Genomic DNA, 16,950 nt, shown 5'->3' on the forward strand with positions numbered 1-16,950 from the left:
GGCGTTCAGGCCGCTTGGGCCGATTGCCATTGGGCAATCAATTGGTGTAAATTTTCTTGAACCGTGCTGCTTTTGATGTTTTCGCGCAAAACCGTGTCACTGAGCAGTTCTGCAATCTCGGACAAGATTTCCAGGTGCTTTTGCGTGGCCGCCTCTGGCACCAACAAAAAGATCAACAAACTGACCGCTTGCTCGTCTGGCGCGTCAAAACCAATGGGCTGGGCCAGCTGAAAAACAGCCGCCATGGGTGCCTTGAGGCCCTTGATGCGCCCGTGCGGAATGGCCACGCCATGACCCAGACCGGTCGAACCCAGGCGCTCTCGGGCAAAAAGACTGTCCGTGACCAAGGCGCGGGAAAGCCCATGCAGATTCTCAAAGAGAAGTCCAGCTTCTTCAAACGCACGTTTCTTGCTGGTGGCTTGCACACCAACAAGAACTTGAGCAACAGGCAATATGGATGATAGACGGTTCATGTTCGAGGGCGGATTATGCACCTGTCGCGACGCCCCGGCTGAAAGTGCCATGGCGAGCCGCCACAATCAGGGCCGGAAAATGATGAGGCCCTCTTTGAAAACGGACACCTGAGGCAATGAAAAGGGCCGCTTGAAGCGGCCCAGAATCCATGTTTTGGAGTTTGAGGATCACATCATGCGCTTGGGGGCACTGTGGTGGTGATCGGTGATGCGGTCCTTGTGCTTGACCACTTGCCGGTCCAGTTTATCGACCAGTTCGTCCACTGCGGCGTACAGGTCTTCATGCGCACTTTCGGCAAACAGGTCGTTGCCTTTGACGTGGATATTGCATTCCGCACGTTGACGCTTTTCTTTTTCCTTCAGTTTCTCGACGGTCAGCAGCACTTTGACATCGACCACCTGATCGAAATGCCGGGTGATTCGATCAAGTTTCCCCGTGACGTATTGACGCAGTGCAGGGGTCACTTCCAGATGGTGTCCGCTGATGGTTAAATTCATAGTCGTCGCCTCCAAAGAACCAGGGTTGATAAAGCCCCACTGAAGCAGGGCTCCGAAACCACCTTGTGCGGGTGATTCAGCCCCACTATGCGCCCGCCCCCTTGGAAAAGCAATCCACACCCGGTTAACCCCCTAGAACGGTCCGTCATTAACCACAAACGGGTATTTCAGTGCTATCGTGCGTGTTGAAACATTCAGGCCCTGACCGGGCTGTTGGCCTCATGCAAACGGATGTGACCGGCCAGCCAGACCGAGGCCACACTGGCCACCACCCCCAAAAGCCCCGCCACCCAGTAATGGGTCAACTGCCCTTGTGCATCTCTGCCAATGATCAGACCCGAGACCATCGCCGCCAAACCCATGGCGGCCGACTGAACCGCTGAATTGAGGGTCATGAAGGTGCCCCGAAGGCGCGGCTCCACTGCCGAAGACACCAGCGCCATGCCAGGAATCATGCGGCCACTCATCAAGGTGAAAAACAGCGTGGAAATAGCCAGCAAGCCCGCCAGTGGCAATCCCTGAGACAAGGTGGTGGCCATCAGGGGCACCGCCACAGCCAGGGCCAGGCGTTGAAACACCACCACTTTGCCCGCGCGATCGGTCAATCGGCCAAAAAAACGCGAAGACAACAAGGTCGCGACCCCGCCCAGCAAATAGACCCAGGGCACCTGATCGGGCCGCATGCCCGAGTTCGATTGCAGGTAAATCGTGATGTAGGGAATGACGGTGAAGCCGGCAAACATCATCAATGCCGACAAGGCAAAGGCTTTGAGGTGATTGGGCTCAGCCAGCACCTGCCCAATGCTGCGCCACACCGAAGTGCGTTGCGGGTGGTGCAGATGCGCATCCAGGTTCGGCAGCGTTTGCCAGGCCGCAAAACACAAAACCCCCACCAAGGCCGCAATGCCGAAGAAAGGTGCGTGCCAGCTCAGGTGCGCCGCCAAAAACAGCCCCAGCGGCACGCCTGCCACCGTGGACACGGAAAACGAGGTCATGACCACCCCCATGGCACGGCCACGCCGCTCAAAGGGGATCACATCGGCCACGATGGTTTGGGACAAAGCCGACAAGACCCCGCCAAACAGCCCCGCAGCCACACGCGCCACCATGAGCCAGCCATAATCTGGTGCCAGACCACAGGCCAAAGTGGCCACGCCGAACAGGGCGTACATGCTCAGCAACAAGCGCTTGCGGCTGAATTTGTCCACATAGGTGGCAGCCACCACCCCCGACACACCCGCAGACAAGGTGTAAGCCGATACCAGCAGACCAAATTCTGCGTTGCTGATGCCAAACAACTCCGTGAACTGAGGCCCCAAAGGCATCATGATCATGAAATCAAGGATGTGGGTGAACTGGATGCCGGCCAGGGTCAGCAAGAGCCAAAGCTCTCGCCGAGGTGTTAATGATGCGGTCATGGGAATGTGTTGGGTCAATCGAGGGAATCTAACACCCTCAGGACAAGACGCGAAAACACCGCCTGCTCACAGTGCGATAATCAAACCACATTTTTGGAGACCCCCACCGTGGAAACTACCCCGAGTCGGTAGCTTTCGAACGCATTGAGCACCAACGCCCATCGTTCGAAAGCTGCAGCAAACCTTCGCCGCCCCTTTGAACTTTTGGCACCTGGCCATTTTTCGGATTCGCCATGCTCAACATCTTCACCCTCGTCAACGGCCGCCTCTTTCAAGAAGAGATCGAGTCGCTCGAAGAACTCTCCCGCTTCCAGCCCATCTGGGTCGACCTGGAGTCGCCCACCGTTGAAGAAAAACGCTGGATCAAACAATACTTCGGACTGTCGATCCCGGAAGATGCGATGGACGAGGACATTGAGGAATCGGCCCGCTTTTACGAAGAGGACAACGGCGAGTTGCACATCCGCTCGGACTTTTTGATCGCCGACGATGACGAGCCCCGCACCGTGCGCTGTGCTTTCATCTTGAACCAGCACAACGCCGACCTGAAAAGCCAGGGCGTGCTTTTTTCAATCCACGACGAGGACGTGCCGGTGTTTCGCCTGCTGCGCATGCGCGCACGCCGGGCACCCGGCCTGATCGAAGACGCCAAGGAAGTGCTGCTCAAGCTGTTTGACGCCGACGCCGAATATTCGGCCGACACGCTCGAAGGCATATACGACCAACTCGAAAAAGTGGGCAACACCGTGCTCTCCGGTGACGTGACGGACGCCATGGCCAGCGAAGTGCTGGGCGCGATTGCAAGACAAGAAGACATGAACGGGCGCATCCGCCGCAACGTGATGGACACGCGTCGCGCCCTGAGCTTCATGATGCGCTCCAAAATGCTGAACGCCGAGCAGTTTGAAGACGCACGGCAGATCATGCGCGACATCGACTCGCTGGACTCGCACACCGCATTTTTGTTCGACAAGATCAACTTCTTGATGGACGCCACCGTTGGTTTCATCAACATCAACCAGAACAAAATCATCAAGATCTTCTCGGTGGCCAGCGTGGCCTTGCTGCCGCCCACCCTGATCGCCAGCGTGTACGGCATGAACTTCCAGTTCATGCCCGAGCTGTCGCAAAAATGGGGCTACCCCTACGCTTTGGTCTTGATGATCGCCAGCGCCGTGGTGCCCATGTGGTATTTCCGCAGGCGCGGTTGGCTCAAGTAAAGCCCTCTCAAACGGGTGGGCGCTTGGCCAACCACTGCGACAAAATGGCACGGCTGTAGCGGCTGGCCACCTCACGGATGAAGCGATTGAAATCGGCGTGCGCCGCGTCATCTGCGCGGTCCGATATGGTGCGCACAGCTGCAAACGGCACGCCATAGTCCCAGCACACCTGAGCCACCGCTGCGCCCTCCATCTCCACCGCCAACGCATCTGGCAAGGCTTGGCAAAGCGCCTGACTTTCGGCGTTGGTCGAGACAAAGCGGTCACCGCTGACGATCAAGCCCTGGTGTACCTTGGGCGAACTCAGTTGAAACTGGGCCAAGGTATCAGGGCCCAAATGCCACTCAGCCGACTGAAGCACCTGCTGCGCGGCCTCGGCCAGTTGGGCCGACAAAGCGGCATCGGCCTCAAAAAGAGCCCGACCATACAGTGGCACCTCGTGCCTGGGAAACAGTGGCGAGGCATCCATGTCGTGCTGAACCAAGCCGCTGGCCACCACCACATCGCCCACGCTCACCCCCGGACCCAATCCACCCGCCACGCCGGTGAACACCAGCGCATCCACCCCAAAGCGCTCCAGCATCACCGTGGCGGTGGTGGCCGCGGCCACTTTGCCGATGCGCGAGAGCACCGCCACGACCGCATAACCTTGCCATTGCCCCACCCAAAAGTCGCGCCCCGCCACCACCACCCGCTGCTCATCGGGCATATCGGCCAGCACAGCGGCCAGCTCTTCGTGCAGGGCACTCATGATGCCGATCACCGCCATGGATCATCCTTTGTTCTGTGCATCACAAACAGGCGTCAAAATGAAAACGGCCACAAGAGAACCTGCGGCCGCCAAACTCAGCCCCGGCACATCCCGGGGCAGTTCAACTTCAAGCTTTATTGCGCAACTCACGCCGCAAGATTTTGCCCACAGGCGTTTTGGGCAACTCGGAGCGGAACTCGATCACGCGAGGCTGTTTGTAAGCGGTCATGTTCTCTCGGCAATAGGCCATGATTTGCTCAGCGGTCAAAGCTGGGTCTTTCTTGACCACCACCAACTTCACGGTCTCACCGGTTTTTTCGTCGGGCACCCCGATGGCCGCGCATTCGAGCACGCCTGGGCAAGCCGAAGCAACTTCCTCGACCTCATTGGGGTAGACGTTGAAGCCACTGACCAAAATCATGTCTTTCTTGCGGTCAACAATCTTGAAGAAGCCGCGCTCATCCATGGTGCCCACATCGCCCGACTTGAAATAACCATCGGCTGTCATGACCTTGGCGGTCTCGTCTGGACGCTGCCAGTAACCCGCCATGACCTGAGGGCCTTTGATGGCGATCTCGCCAGGCATCCCCAGAGCGGTCACTTCCTGACCATCGTCGTCGAGCAACTTCATCCAGGTGCCGGGAATGGGCACACCAATCGTGCCGGTGAACTCGGTGCTGGTCGTTGGGTTACAGCTGGCCGATGGGCTGGTTTCGGACAAACCGTAGCCTTCGCAAATCGGGCAACCTGTTTTCTCCAGCCAGAGCTTGGCCACGCTCGGCGTCACAGCCGTACCCCCGCCCAATGACACTTTCAGGTTGGACCAATCGACCGTGCCGAAATCCGGGTGATTGGCCAGTCCGTTGAACAAGGTGTTCACGGCCGGAAAGCTGTGGAAAGTGTGCGTGGACAGCTCTTTGAGGACCGCTGGCAAGTCGCGCGGATTAGGGATCAGTATGGTTTTGCCCCCCATGCGCAAACCCAGCATCATGTTCACCGTGAAAGCGAAGATGTGGTACAGCGGCAAAGCGCACACCGAGGTGGCCTGCTGCCCGGCCGGAATGCGCTTCATGACGGGCTCGTTCCAGGCCTCAGACTGCAGCACGTTGGCAATCACGTTGCGGTGCAGGAGCACGGCCCCCTTGGACACGCCCGTGGTGCCGCCGGTGTACTGCAACACAGCGATGTCGTCAGGCGACAAATCGGGCTTGCGAAAAGCCTGCTGACGACCTTGACTCGTTGCATCATTGAATCTGACGGCTTGGGGCAAGTTGAAGCTTGGCACCATCTTCTTGACATTGCGGACCACGTAGTTGACCAGGCTGCCTTTGAGCAGGCCCAAACGATCGCCCATGGAAGCCAGCACCACATGCTGCACTGGGGTTTGGGCGATGCATTTTTCCAGTGTTGCAGCAAAGTTTTCGATGATCACAATCGCCTTGGCACCGGAGTCCTTGAGCTGGTGCTCCAGTTCGCGGGCGGTGTACAGGGGGTTGACGTTGACCACCACCAAACCGGCCCGCAAGATGGCTGCCACAGCCATCGGATACTGGGGCACATTGGGCATCATGATGGCGACGCGGTCACCTTTGATCAAACCCAGAGACTGCAAATAAGCGGCCAGGCCTAAGCTTTCTTGGTCGACCTGGGCAAAGCTGAAATCTTTACCCATGAAACTGTAGGCTGCGCGGTCTGCAAATTTTGAAAAACTCTCATCCATCAAACCGACCAGGGAGTTGTATTGGGTCGGATCAATGTCGGCCGGGACGCCTTCGGGGTAACTGTTCAACCAAACGGGATTCAGGTTCATATAGGGTTCTCCTGAGAGTCAGTCTAACCCACAACTGACGACAAACTGACTCTCGAAAATACTGGATTTCCCGAGTACTCATTCCAATGACTGCGTCCAATGGGCGTCGTCCTTTGCACGGCGAAAGAACCATGCATAAAAAATCAAGCCACCCACCGCAACGGACGCCAAAGAAAAGACCGGATCGTAGGTCACTGAAGTGAAGAAGGCAGAGGCGGGCAAAGACGAGTCTTCGTAGCCAAAGCACACGACAAGAAAAAAGTTATTGGCTGTGTGCAGCCCTATGGAAAGTTCAAGACCAGCATCTCGCAGGGCCACCAGCGCAAGCAACAAACCCATGACGAAATAAGTGATTGCCATGATGCCCATGCCATGCACGACGGCTTCAGGATTCAACAAGTGTGGAATTGCAAAGACTATCCCACTGAGCACAGCTGGGACAACAGGTTTGCGAAAGATGCGCCCCATGGCTTGCAAAAAATACCCCCTGAAAAACAACTCCTCCGCTGCACACTGCAGCGGCGTGAGCAGCAGTGCCAGCACCAGAAAAAGAACCCAACGTTGAAACTCAAAACTCCAAACATAACGCGCGGGGTACAGCGCACTTTCAAGCAACACCCCTGTGAGCAGGATTGCACCCCAAACGGCACCGCCTTGAAACATCCTGCTCCAAGAGATTGCCTTGCGGGTGGTGACCAATGTGCGCAAGGGTCTTCGGTGCAAAAAAACATGAACAATCAGTACCCCCAACAACAGCATCATCAGGCTCGCGTTGAGTGCCAAATATTCACGCGCAGTCCCCAAGGGCAGGCTACCGACCACCCAATACACCAGGCCACCACCCAGCAGCCACACCATGGTGATGAGAAACACACCCAAGGTGTAACGCCACCTCCCGTTGAGCCCACTGTCGGTTAACGAAAAGAAAGCGGCGGCTGAAGCACGTAGCGTCACAGGGTGATGAACCATGAATCAGGTATCCATACAAAAAGTCATTCAAAGGCGACGCGGCAGTCCGCGTCAACATCCGTCAATTTTATGATTCTGAAAATACACAAAAACATTGAATAACCTGATCAGACAAACGAGTGACACCCCGTTTTTCAATCATTGTTGTTTCGGCCCTGTGAAGTTTTCAATGCTCAAAAGTGTTGATAGGGTCGGCGGTCGAAGACCCCGACATGGGCCTGTGACGAAACCCATGTTGTCGGACTCTGCGAGTAACGACCTGCGAGATGACATGTCTCACACCTTTCAAACTTCAGCGTGCCGGATCCATAGGCCCAAAAAAAGGGGCCAGATGGCCCCTTTAATGCGTACAGCGGATGTGTCAAGCCTTCAAAGCCATCAGCACTTCATCCAGCATCTTCTTGGCATCACCAAACAGCATGCGGTTGTTCTCTTTGTAAAAAAGCGGATTGTCCACCCCCGCGTAGCCGCTGGCCATGGAGCGCTTCATGACGATGCTGGTGCGGGCCTTCCAGACTTCGAGCACCGGCATGCCAGCGATCGGGCTGGTCGGGTCGTCTTGGGCGGCCGGGTTCACGATGTCGTTGGCACCGATCACAATGGCCACATCGGTGTCCGGAAAGTCGTCGTTGAGTTCGTCCATCTCGAACACGATGTCGTAAGGCACTTTGGCCTCGGCCAGCAAGACGTTCATGTGGCCGGGCATGCGGCCCGCTACGGGGTGGATGCCAAAGCGCACGTTCACGCCTTTTTCACGCAGTGTCTTGGTGATTTCAAACACCGTGTGCTGGGCTTGGGCCACCGCCATGCCGTAGCCGGGCACCACAATCACGTTCTTGGCGTCGCGCAACATTTCGGCGGTCTCAGCGGCCAAGATGGGGCTGACTTCACCTTGCGGCTCGGCCGCTTCGCCCGTGGGCTTGGGCGCAGCCGCCGTGGTGCCAAAGCCCCCGGCGATCACGCTGATGAAGCTGCGGTTCATGGCGTTGCACATGATGTACGACAAAATCGCACCACTGGAGCCCACCAAGGCACCGATCACGATCAACAAGTCATTGGAGAGCATGAAGCCCGTGGCCGCTGCGGCCCAGCCCGAATAGCTGTTGAGCATGGACACCACCACCGGCATGTCCGCGCCGCCAATGGCCATGACCATGTGGATACCAAACAGCAAAGCGATGATGGTCATGATGATCAAGGGCACCATGCCGTCTTGCACGGTGTGGGCGTTCATGAACTCACGGCCAAAGTAAATGACCGCAATCAAACCCACCAGATTGAGCCAGTGGCGGGCGGGCAGCAGCAAGGGGCTGCCGCCGATGCGGCCAGACAACTTGCCAAACGCAGCCACCGAACCCGAGAAAGTCACCGCGCCGATGAAGATGCCGATGTAGATTTCACCCGCGTGGATAGCGTGCGCTGCGCTGTCCAAATTCTTGGAAGCTTCGGGGTCCACATAGGTGGCGTAACCGACCAGCGCCGCCGCCATGCCGACCATGCTGTGCATGAGCGCCACCAGCTCGGGCATTTGCGTCATCTGCACTTTGCGCGCAGCGTACAAACCGATGATCGCGCCCACCAGCATGGCACCCACGATCATGGGAATGCCCTCGGCCGTGACTTGCGGGCCAAAGATGGTGGCCAGCACGGCCAGGCTCATGCCGATCATGCCGTAGAGGTTGCCGCGCCGTGCGGTTTCCTGGTTGGACAAACCGCCCAGGCTGAGAATGAAAAGAATGGTCGCGCCGATGTAGGCGACCGTGGCCAAGCTTGAGTTCATAAGGGTCTCTTTTATCAATCGGTCGGGTACAGAGCTAAAGATCTGTCCCCGAAGTCATTACTTGCGAAACATCGCCAGCATGCGCTGGGTGACAGCAAAGCCGCCAAACATGTTGATGGCCGTGAGCACCAGCGCCAATGCGGCCAAAATGCCAATCAGCGTGTTGGGCCGTCCGGCCGCAGCCAAAGGCGAAATCTGCACCAGTGCACCGATGGCGATGATGGAGCTGATCGCGTTGGTCACGCTCATGAGCGGGGTGTGCAAAGCGGGCTTGACGTTCCAGACCACCATGTAGCCCACAAAGCAGGCCAACACAAACACCGTGAAGTGCGACAGGAAGGCCGCTGGCGCATACGCGCCCACCAGCACCAGCAGCACAGCGGCGACCGCCGACACGATGAGCAACTGGCCCACGGGCATGGGGCCCGATGGCTCGCCATGGCCGTGGCCTTTTTTGGCGGCAGGTGCGGCAGCGGGCTTGGGTGCAGGCTTGGGAGCCACCACCAATGGCGGCGCAGGCCAGGTGATTTCACCGTCCTTGATGACCGTCAGGCCGCGAATCGCATCGTCTTCCATGTTGACGTTGATCACGCCGTCTTTGGTCTTGCACAGCTCTTCGGTCAGGCGGAACAAATTGGTGCCGTACAGCGTGGACGACTGGCGCGCCATGCGCGAGGCCAGATCGGTGTAACCGACGATGGTCACGCCGTGCTTGACCACGGCTTTGCCGGGCTCAGTCAGTTCGCAGTTGCCGCCTTGCTCTGCGGCCATGTCCACGATCACGCTGCCGGGCTTCATGCTTTGCACCATCTCGGCGGTGATCAGCTTGGGTGCGGGCTTGCCGGGAATCAGCGCGGTGGTGATGATGATGTCGCACTCTTTGGCTTGTTTGGCGTACATCTCGCGCTGCGCGGCCTGGAAGCCTTCGCTCATGACCTTGGCGTAACCGCCGCCGCCCGAGCCTTCTTCTTCGTAGTCCACCTTGACGAACTCACCACCCAGCGACACAACCTGATCGGCCACTTCGGCGCGGGTGTCGTTGGCGCGCACAATGGCCCCCAAACTGGCGGCCGCGCCAATGGCGGCGAGTCCTGCCACACCGGCACCGGCGATGAACACTTTGGCGGGGGGCACTTTGCCCGCAGCCGTGATCTGGCCGTTGAAGAAACGGCCAAAGGCGTTGGCCGCTTCGACCACAGCGCGGTAACCGCTGACACCGGCCATCGAGGTCAGGGCGTCCATCTTCTGGGCGCGGCTGAGCGTGCGGGGCAGCGCGTCAATCGACAGCGCCGTGACCTTTTTGGCCGCGAGCTGCTGCATCAAATCGGGGTTTTGGGCGGGCCACAGAAAGCCGATCAAGGTCTGGCCTTCGTGCATCAAAGCCACTTCATCGGCAGTGGGGGCACGCACCTTGAAAACGATGTCACTGCCGCTCCATAGCGCAGCGGCGTTGGGTGCAATGGTGGCACCGGCTTCGACGTATGCGTCGTCAGACAGATCAGCCAGCTCACCAGCACCACCTTCCACCGCCACATCAAAGCCAAGTTTGACCAGTTTGGTCACCACATCGGGCACAGTGGCCACACGTTTTTCACCGGGGTATATCTCTTTCGGCACGCCTATGCGCATGGTTTATCTCCTGAAATAATGAAACCGCTGGACCTGCTCATGGTGAAGCACAAGTCAACCAGACAATATAAACCGAAAGTCAGAGCACCCTCCCCCTGACTACCCCGGGCATACCCTGATATGTTCAAAACGATAATCATCCCATGGACACACGCTGGAAACCCAATGTCACCGTCGCCGCCATCATCGAGCGTGATGGCCGCTACCTGCTGATTGAAGAACACACCCAGGAAGGCTTGCGCCTGAACAACCCTGCGGGGCACCTGGACCCGGGTGAATCACCCGCCGAAGGCTGCGCCCGCGAGGCCCTGGAAGAAACCGCTCACCCCTTCACCCCTACGGCCCTGGTGGGGGTTTACCTTTCGCGCTTTCAGCGTCCGGCCACCGGCGAAGACATCACGTACTTGAGGATGGCCTTTTGTGGCTCCATTGGCGACATGCAAGCCGACAGACCCCTGGACAGCGGCATCGTGCGCACCCTCTGGATGACCCCCGAGGAAATCCGAGACAGTGCAGCGCGACACCGCAGCCCACTGGTTTTGCGCTGCATCGAAGACCATCTGGCAGGGCAGCGCTACCCCTTGGCCCTGATCTACACAGACGACGCTGTCGCTGGACTGCCCAACTTGATGGGATGAACACCATGATTTTTGACCCCCTCTGGCTGATCACAGGTGCCGCCGCTTTGGGTGCCGGGGTGCTCAATGCCATCGCCGGTGGCGGAAGTTTTCTGACCTTTCCAGCCCTGGTGTTTGCGGGTGTGCCGCCCCTGGCGGCCAATGCCACCAGCGCCATGGCCGTGAGCCCCGGCTACCTGGGCAGCACCTTGGGCTTTCGAGCAGAAATTCAGGCCCTTCCCCGCAGCACTGTGCAGCGCGAAGTTGCCGTGGCCGCCTTAGGTGGCCTGATGGGTGCTGGCTTGTTGCTGGTCACCCCTGCGCGCCTGTTTTCGGGTCTGGTGCCTTGGCTGCTGCTGTTGGCCACACTGCTGTTTGCAGCAGGCCCATGGCTTGCAAAGCGCAACCAGGGACAGGGTCACCCCGCATGGCGGTTGCCGAGCCTGCTGGGGGTGGCCATTTATGGCGGTTACTTCAATGGCGGTCTGGGCATCTTGCTCATGGCGCTTTACACCTTGACGGGCGAACAGCGCCTGAACACGGTCAACGCGCTCAAAAACCTCAACTCCTTTGTGCTGTCGCTGCTGTCGGTGGCTGCCTTTGCGGTGGCGGGGGCCATTGTTTGGCCGCAAGCGGTGTGGATGATGGCGCTGGCCACCCTTGGCGGCTGGGCAGGTGCGCGCCTGGCCAAACGCCTGCCGGTGCAATGGGTCAGATGGCTGGTGATCGGCACCGGCCTGGTGATGAGCGCGGTGTTTTTCAGCCGCCTGCCCGCTTGATTCGGCGCCAGACTGTTGATCCGCCACGCTGAAGTTTGAAATGTGTGATAGGTGTCATCTCGTAGGTCGGTACTAACAGAGTCCGACATGATGGGTTTGGGCACAGGCCTCTGTCGGGGTCTTCGACCGCCGACCTACAACATCTTTGAGCATTGAAAACTTCACAGGGCCGAATCAATAGATGGCGTTTCTGGTGAACGCCTGTTGGCCGGGCATTTTGCCGTAGCCTGCCAGCGACACCGCCAAAGGGATCAGCGCACAGGCAGCAGCCAGGTGTTTGAGCGTGTGCCCGGCAATCAGCTGATGGGTCCACAGGAAGATCTGCTCATCTTGCATCTCCACCCACTTGGCCAACACATAAAAGCCCACCAGCGCCAGCCAGGGCGACTTGAAGGTCCACCGACCAGACCCCTCACGCAGCGACAAAGCCGCATGCGCCACCACCAGCGCCAGGCCGCCAAACTGCAAAACCGCCCAAGGCATGACATGGCCGCCCCACACAGGCAAAGCAGCAGACACGCCACCGGCCACCATGACACCCAGAGCAAAGCGCGTGGCCCAAACCACTTGCAAGCGATCGGCCGCGGCCCAGCCCAGCACCCCGGCAAAGGTCACGGCCATGCCCAGGCGGTCCAGCACCAGTGTCGCAGGCACGGGATGCCAGTGGTACACCGTAGACCCCGCCCAGGTCAGCACCAGACCCGCAAACGCCAGCATGGCGGGCCTTCTGGCCAGCGACGTGCGGGGCACTGTGAGGTGAATGCGCCAGACGCCCCACGCCCCCACCCACAACATCGGCCAATTGCTCAGCACATCCAGGGTGTTGGGAATGCCCCACCAGCTGCGCGCATCGACAAACGGGTGTCCATGGGCATGCAAGTGGGTGTGTCCGTGGGCGTTCAAGGACACGCCCAGCGAGGCCAGCCACTGCGGGTCGATGAACAGGCTCAAGCACCACAGCATCGCCCAAAGCATGAGCACCTTGATCCCGACACCAACGGCGGCATCGTCAGACGCCGCCGGCCAGACTGTTGAAGTTGTTGAAAAAGTAAAAAAAGACATCGCAAAGCCTCCAGGCACAACAAACATGTGCGGAAGTTTCACGGTCGCATGCCCCGAAAGTGGTGATTTATTGATTAAAGTTCAAGGTCCAGGTTCATCCAGTATCAAATTTCAGTACCCATGAGCACCACCGCCGATTTGGTCAAAGCCATCAAGCAAGAACTCAAAGCCACCGGCATGACCTATGCCGACTTGGCCGTCGCCCTGGGCATGGCCGAGTCCAGCGTCAAGCGCATGCTGGCCAAGGCGGACATGTCGCTGTCCCGCGTCGATGAGGTCTGCCGGGCCTTGAAGCTGGACTTTGCAGAACTGGCCCGGCGCGTGGCAGATGCGCAGCCCCTGCTGAGCCAACTGAGCCAAGAGCAAGAGCGGGCCGTGGTGGCCGACAAAAAGCTGATGCTGGTGGCCATTTGCGTGCTCAGCCAGTGGTCCCTGGAGCAGATCACCGCCTACTACCAGCTCAGCGATGCCGACTGCATCCGCTGCCTGGCGCAGCTGGACCGGATTGGCATCATCGAATTGCGCCCGCTCAACCGTTACCGCCTGCAATTGGCCAAAACCTTTCGCTGGCGCCCCCATGGCCCGGTGATGCAGTATTTCCGCGAACACGCTCTGCTGGACTATTTTTCAGGGGGTTTTGATGCACAAGGCGAAGGGCTCTTGTTGGTGCACGGCACCATCAGCCGGGCCTTGGCGCCGTCTTTTCTGGAACGCCTGCAACGGGTGGCGCAAGACTTTGCCATGCAACACCAGTCCGACCAGAAGCTGGCCACCGAACACCGCGAAGGCTACACCCTGCTGCTGGCCATGCGCCGCTGGGAATTTGAAGCTTTTCATGCGCTGCGGCGCTGAACCATCCGCTGTCGGACTCTTCGAGTGCCGACCTACAGTGCAGCTGTTTTTGTAGGTCGGCGGTCGAAGACCCCGACGTTGGCGTGGTTTGTAGGTCGGCGGTCGAAGACCCCGACGTTGGCGTGCCAGCGGCTCATGCCCAGGCCAGCGGTGTGGGTGATCGGGGAGTTGTCGGACTCTTCGAGTGCCGACCTACAGTGCAGCTGTTTTTGTAGGTCGGTGGTCGAAGACCCCGACGTTGGCGTGCCAGCGGCTCATGCCCAGCAAGCGGTGTGGGTGATCAGGGAGTTGTCGGACTCTTCGAGTGCCGACCTACAGTGCAGCTGTTTTTGTAGGTCGGTGGTGGAAGACCCCGACGTTGGCGTGCCAGCGGCTCGTGCCCAGGCAAGCGTTGTGGCTGATCGAGGAGATGTCGGACTCTGCGAGTGCCGACCTACAGTGCAGCTGTTTTTGTAGGTCGGTGGTCGAAGACCCCGACGTTGGCGTGCCAGCGGCTCATGTCCAGGCCAGCGTTGTGGGTGATCAGGGAGTTGTCGGACTCTTCGAGTGCCGACCTACGGTGCAGCTGTTTTTGTAGGTCGGCGGTCGAAGACCCCGACGTTGGCGTGCCAGCGGCTCATGCCCAGGCAAGCGTTGTGGGTGATCGGGGAGATGTCGGACTCTTCGAGTGCCGACCTACGGGGATGCATTGGTAGGTCGGTGGTCGAAGACCCCGACGTTGGCGTGGTTTGTAGGTCGGTGGTCGAAGACCCCGACGTTGGCTTGCCAGCGGCTCATGCCCAGGCAAGCGTTGTGGGTGATCGGGGAGATGTCGGACTCTTCGAGTGCCAACCTACGGAGTGGTCGGGGGACTCGTGGGTTGGGTGAACACGGTCAATACGCCGGTGTAACCGTACAGGTGGTGGCGGGCGATTTCGCCTGCGGCGAAAAAGCCGACCAGGGGCACATCGCCCAGTGCGTGGCGGATGATTTGCAGCTCGGCGCTGGGGCCGCCAAAGTGTGGACCCCCTCGGCCAGTACAGCTCACGTAGACCGCACCTGCGATCCGCTGACCTGGCTGGGGCACCGCCCGAAGGGGGTCGTCGCTCAATGCATGGATGGCCTCAATCGACAGCATCTCGGGCTCCAGCGCTTCGCGAATTTCTGCGCAAACACGCACCAGATCAGCGCGGGCTGCTTGCACATTGCGGCGACAAAACGTCAGGCGCATGCCGGGCTCCAGATGTTCGGCAATCACCAGGCCTTGGCGTGCGGGGTCCAGGCCCACGATGTGGCGCACCCGCACATCGCTGCCCAGCTGACCTGTGCGCTGCACACCGGCCTGCCCGGCAGGGCTCAGGCCCACCAAGGTGCCGCGCACCACGCTGATGGCCTTTTGTGGCTCGCTCAAGGAGATTTGCAAATCGCTGAGCATCGTCTCCAGCGCTGGCTCATTGGCCAATTGGAGCGCCACATGCTGGTCGGCCTCGGTGATTTCCCTCTCGGGCGAGATGGGCTGGCAGCCTTGCGTGACGCGCGACAACCATCCCACTTCGGGCCCGAAGGCCACGCCGCTCAAGCCGCCTTCCAGCACCCCGCCATGCGCCGCATCGCCGCCACTGAGCGCAAACTGGACGCTGCGTGTGCGGCTTGAGGTGAGACCGCCAAACAAGTAGCCTTGTTGCGTGCGCTCAGCCATCTCGACCACCAGCTCGGCCAAGTCAGGGGTGGCCGGGTCGGCATGCACCAGTGCCGCATCGGCGGTCCAGTTGGAAGGCAAAGGCGCTGCGCCGGAAAACACCCGGTAATGTTCGGGCGGCAGGTCGCACAGCATCACCGCCATGGCCGGTTCGTCAAAGTATTCGGCGTTGTTGACCGCAATGCCCACGCCGGTGGTGCCGGCCCAATCGCTCACCTGCGGCAGTTCTTCGCGCAGATGCGCCAAAAGCGCCTGGGCCTGGGTGGCGTAGTGGTCGGTGATGTAGAGCAGCGCCAGCCGGGGCTGGCTGGCGAAATCGGGCAGACTCATTTGCGCCCGCAATTGGGCCAGCACCAAGCCTGCGGCCATGCGCCACTGGGGGTGTGTGGCATGGCCAAAGGGAAACAGTTTCATGTGGTGACAGACCGAGCAGGGGCGACTTTGCGTGGTGCCTTTTTGGAAGATATGGCTGAAGCGGCCGATTTGGCTGTGGCGTTGCTTTTGACCGACTTTGACGCAGGGCTTTTAACCGGTGCTGGTTTGACCTCTTGTGCGGGAGCCTTCTTGGCTTTGCCAGAGGCCTTGCGTTTTGGCTTGGCCACATCCGGTTTCATCGCCTCGGCCGCCACATCTTTCAGGGCCGTGCTGGCGATGGCTTGAAACTGCTGCGTCAATGCATTCCACCACTGCATGGGGTCAACGGCAGACTGCGCCGCCGTGTTGGCCGCTGGTTCCTGCTCGGGGGGGCCATTGCTGGTGGCCTCCTTGGCAGAGGTTTGCGCCGCTTGTGGTGCAGCATGTGCCGCCATATCCGAAGCAGGTTGAGGGGCGGGCTTGGGCGTAAACAGCGAAGTTTTGGGCGCAGAAGCTGCCTCGGGCGCTGCCGCATCGCGGGTGGGTGAAAGGTTCGAGGGTGGCTTGGCCGTGAACGCTTTGGCCAGATCGGCCATGTTGACGTTCATGCTTTGCAGCGTGGACAAGGTCATCTTTTGCACCTCCATCGCCTGGATCGAGGCCTTGAGCGCCGTGGCGTTCTGGTCCAGCCAGAACTGCACCGCCTTGAGCTCCTGGATGCGTTTGTCAATCTCTTCCACGCTCAATGTGGGTGCCACCCAACTGGCCATGCCAGGCATGGCACCGGTCGCAGGCTGGGCCTGTGCTGCAGATTGTGTGAGGTTTTTCAAAAAATCAAATCCCGGTACAAATGAACCAAAACCGAATGCATGGGGGTCACTCATGGGTGTTCCTTGGAGAAATTCCGAATTCAACGAATTCATCGAATCGAGCTTACTCCAAAAAGCTTACCCCAATCCCTGCAAACCCCAAGTCAAGCAGCGCCCACAGCGCAGACCCATCAGGCTCGTATCTGCTGGTGCCTGCGCCAAGTCATCTGGCCCTCCATCATAGCCACGGG

The 16,950-nt window shown here is 59.4% G+C and carries 16 protein-coding genes; 5 read left to right on the forward strand and 11 right to left on the reverse strand.

Annotation, left to right across the window (positions count from 1 at the left end; all coding sequences use genetic code 11):
• Positions 1–5: 5 nt before the first annotated feature.
• The 3 genes from H663_RS30565 to H663_RS30575 form a co-directional block, all read right to left on the reverse strand.
• Positions 6–473, reverse strand: a complete 468-nt coding sequence (locus H663_RS30565; RefSeq protein WP_053173723.1) for a PTS sugar transporter subunit IIA — start codon at positions 471–473, stop codon at positions 6–8.
• Positions 474–641: 168 nt separating this feature from the next.
• Positions 642–971: a ribosome hibernation-promoting factor, HPF/YfiA family gene (gene hpf / locus H663_RS30570; protein WP_053173721.1), complete on the reverse strand. Its 330-nt coding sequence runs from the start codon at positions 969–971 to the stop codon at positions 642–644.
• Between the two features lie 194 nt (positions 972–1,165).
• Positions 1,166–2,389, reverse strand: coding sequence for an MFS transporter (locus tag H663_RS30575; protein WP_053173719.1), 1,224 nt, complete (start codon positions 2,387–2,389; stop codon positions 1,166–1,168).
• 233 nt (positions 2,390–2,622) lie between these two features.
• Here H663_RS30575 and corA point away from each other — a divergent pair, with 233 nt between their 5' ends.
• A complete protein-coding gene (corA, locus tag H663_RS30580) occupies positions 2,623–3,609 on the forward strand; it encodes a magnesium/cobalt transporter CorA (RefSeq protein WP_053173717.1) in 987 nt (328 codons plus the stop codon).
• A gap of 7 nt (positions 3,610–3,616) precedes the next feature.
• Here the strand turns inward: corA and H663_RS30585 are convergent, their stop codons facing one another.
• From H663_RS30585 to H663_RS30605, 5 genes are all read right to left on the reverse strand, one after another.
• Complete coding sequence (locus tag H663_RS30585; RefSeq protein WP_053173715.1) at positions 3,617–4,378, reverse strand: 5'-methylthioadenosine/adenosylhomocysteine nucleosidase; 762 nt, start codon at positions 4,376–4,378, stop codon at positions 3,617–3,619.
• Between the two features lie 109 nt (positions 4,379–4,487).
• Positions 4,488–6,170 (reverse strand): long-chain-fatty-acid--CoA ligase, encoded by a 1,683-nt coding sequence (locus H663_RS30590; protein ID WP_053173713.1) that lies wholly within the window; start codon positions 6,168–6,170, stop codon positions 4,488–4,490.
• A 78-nt stretch (positions 6,171–6,248) separates the two neighbouring features.
• Positions 6,249–7,139, reverse strand: coding sequence for a CPBP family intramembrane glutamic endopeptidase (locus H663_RS30595; RefSeq protein ID WP_053173712.1), 891 nt, complete (start codon positions 7,137–7,139; stop codon positions 6,249–6,251).
• A gap of 361 nt (positions 7,140–7,500) precedes the next feature.
• A complete protein-coding gene (gene pntB / locus H663_RS30600) occupies positions 7,501–8,919 on the reverse strand; it encodes a Re/Si-specific NAD(P)(+) transhydrogenase subunit beta (RefSeq protein WP_053173710.1) in 1,419 nt (472 codons plus the stop codon).
• 57 nt (positions 8,920–8,976) lie between these two features.
• Positions 8,977–10,548, reverse strand: coding sequence for a Re/Si-specific NAD(P)(+) transhydrogenase subunit alpha (locus tag H663_RS30605; RefSeq protein WP_053173709.1), 1,572 nt, complete (start codon positions 10,546–10,548; stop codon positions 8,977–8,979).
• Positions 10,549–10,691: 143 nt separating this feature from the next.
• On the opposite strand from H663_RS30605, the gene H663_RS30610 reads away from it, so the two are divergent.
• Both H663_RS30610 and H663_RS30615 read left to right on the forward strand, forming a co-directional pair.
• A complete protein-coding gene (locus H663_RS30610) occupies positions 10,692–11,186 on the forward strand; it encodes an NUDIX hydrolase (protein ID WP_053173707.1) in 495 nt (164 codons plus the stop codon).
• 5 nt (positions 11,187–11,191) lie between these two features.
• Entirely contained in the window at positions 11,192–11,944 is a 753-nt protein-coding gene (locus H663_RS30615) for a sulfite exporter TauE/SafE family protein (RefSeq protein ID WP_053176688.1), read from the forward strand.
• Between the two features lie 174 nt (positions 11,945–12,118).
• On the opposite strand, the gene H663_RS30620 is transcribed toward H663_RS30615, so the two are convergent.
• Entirely contained in the window at positions 12,119–12,919 is an 801-nt protein-coding gene (locus tag H663_RS30620; RefSeq protein WP_133240004.1) for a hypothetical protein, read from the reverse strand.
• Here H663_RS30620 and H663_RS41320 point away from each other — a divergent pair.
• Both H663_RS41320 and H663_RS30625 read left to right on the forward strand, forming a co-directional pair.
• Positions 12,918–13,130, forward strand: a complete 213-nt coding sequence (locus H663_RS41320) for a hypothetical protein (protein WP_133240005.1) — start codon at positions 12,918–12,920, stop codon at positions 13,128–13,130. The two genes, H663_RS30620 and H663_RS41320, sit on opposite strands and share 2 nt — an antisense overlap.
• A complete protein-coding gene (locus tag H663_RS30625) occupies positions 13,127–13,858 on the forward strand; it encodes a helix-turn-helix domain-containing protein (protein WP_053172588.1) in 732 nt (243 codons plus the stop codon). The genes H663_RS41320 and H663_RS30625 overlap by 4 nt, the downstream gene beginning before the upstream one ends.
• 832 nt (positions 13,859–14,690) lie before the next feature.
• On the opposite strand, the gene H663_RS30635 is transcribed toward H663_RS30625, so the two are convergent.
• Both H663_RS30635 and H663_RS30640 read right to left on the reverse strand, forming a co-directional pair.
• A complete protein-coding gene (locus tag H663_RS30635) occupies positions 14,691–15,950 on the reverse strand; it encodes an FIST signal transduction protein (protein ID WP_053172592.1) in 1,260 nt (419 codons plus the stop codon).
• On the reverse strand, positions 15,947–16,774 hold the full coding sequence (locus H663_RS30640; RefSeq protein WP_053172594.1) for a PhaM family polyhydroxyalkanoate granule multifunctional regulatory protein: 828 nt from the start codon (positions 16,772–16,774) through the stop codon (positions 15,947–15,949). The genes H663_RS30635 and H663_RS30640 overlap by 4 nt, the downstream gene beginning before the upstream one ends.
• Positions 16,775–16,950: the final 176 nt, after the last annotated feature.

It is taken from the genome of Limnohabitans planktonicus II-D5, assembly GCF_001270065.2.
Classification (GTDB): Bacteria; Pseudomonadota; Gammaproteobacteria; order Burkholderiales; family Burkholderiaceae_C; genus Limnohabitans_A; species Limnohabitans_A planktonicus.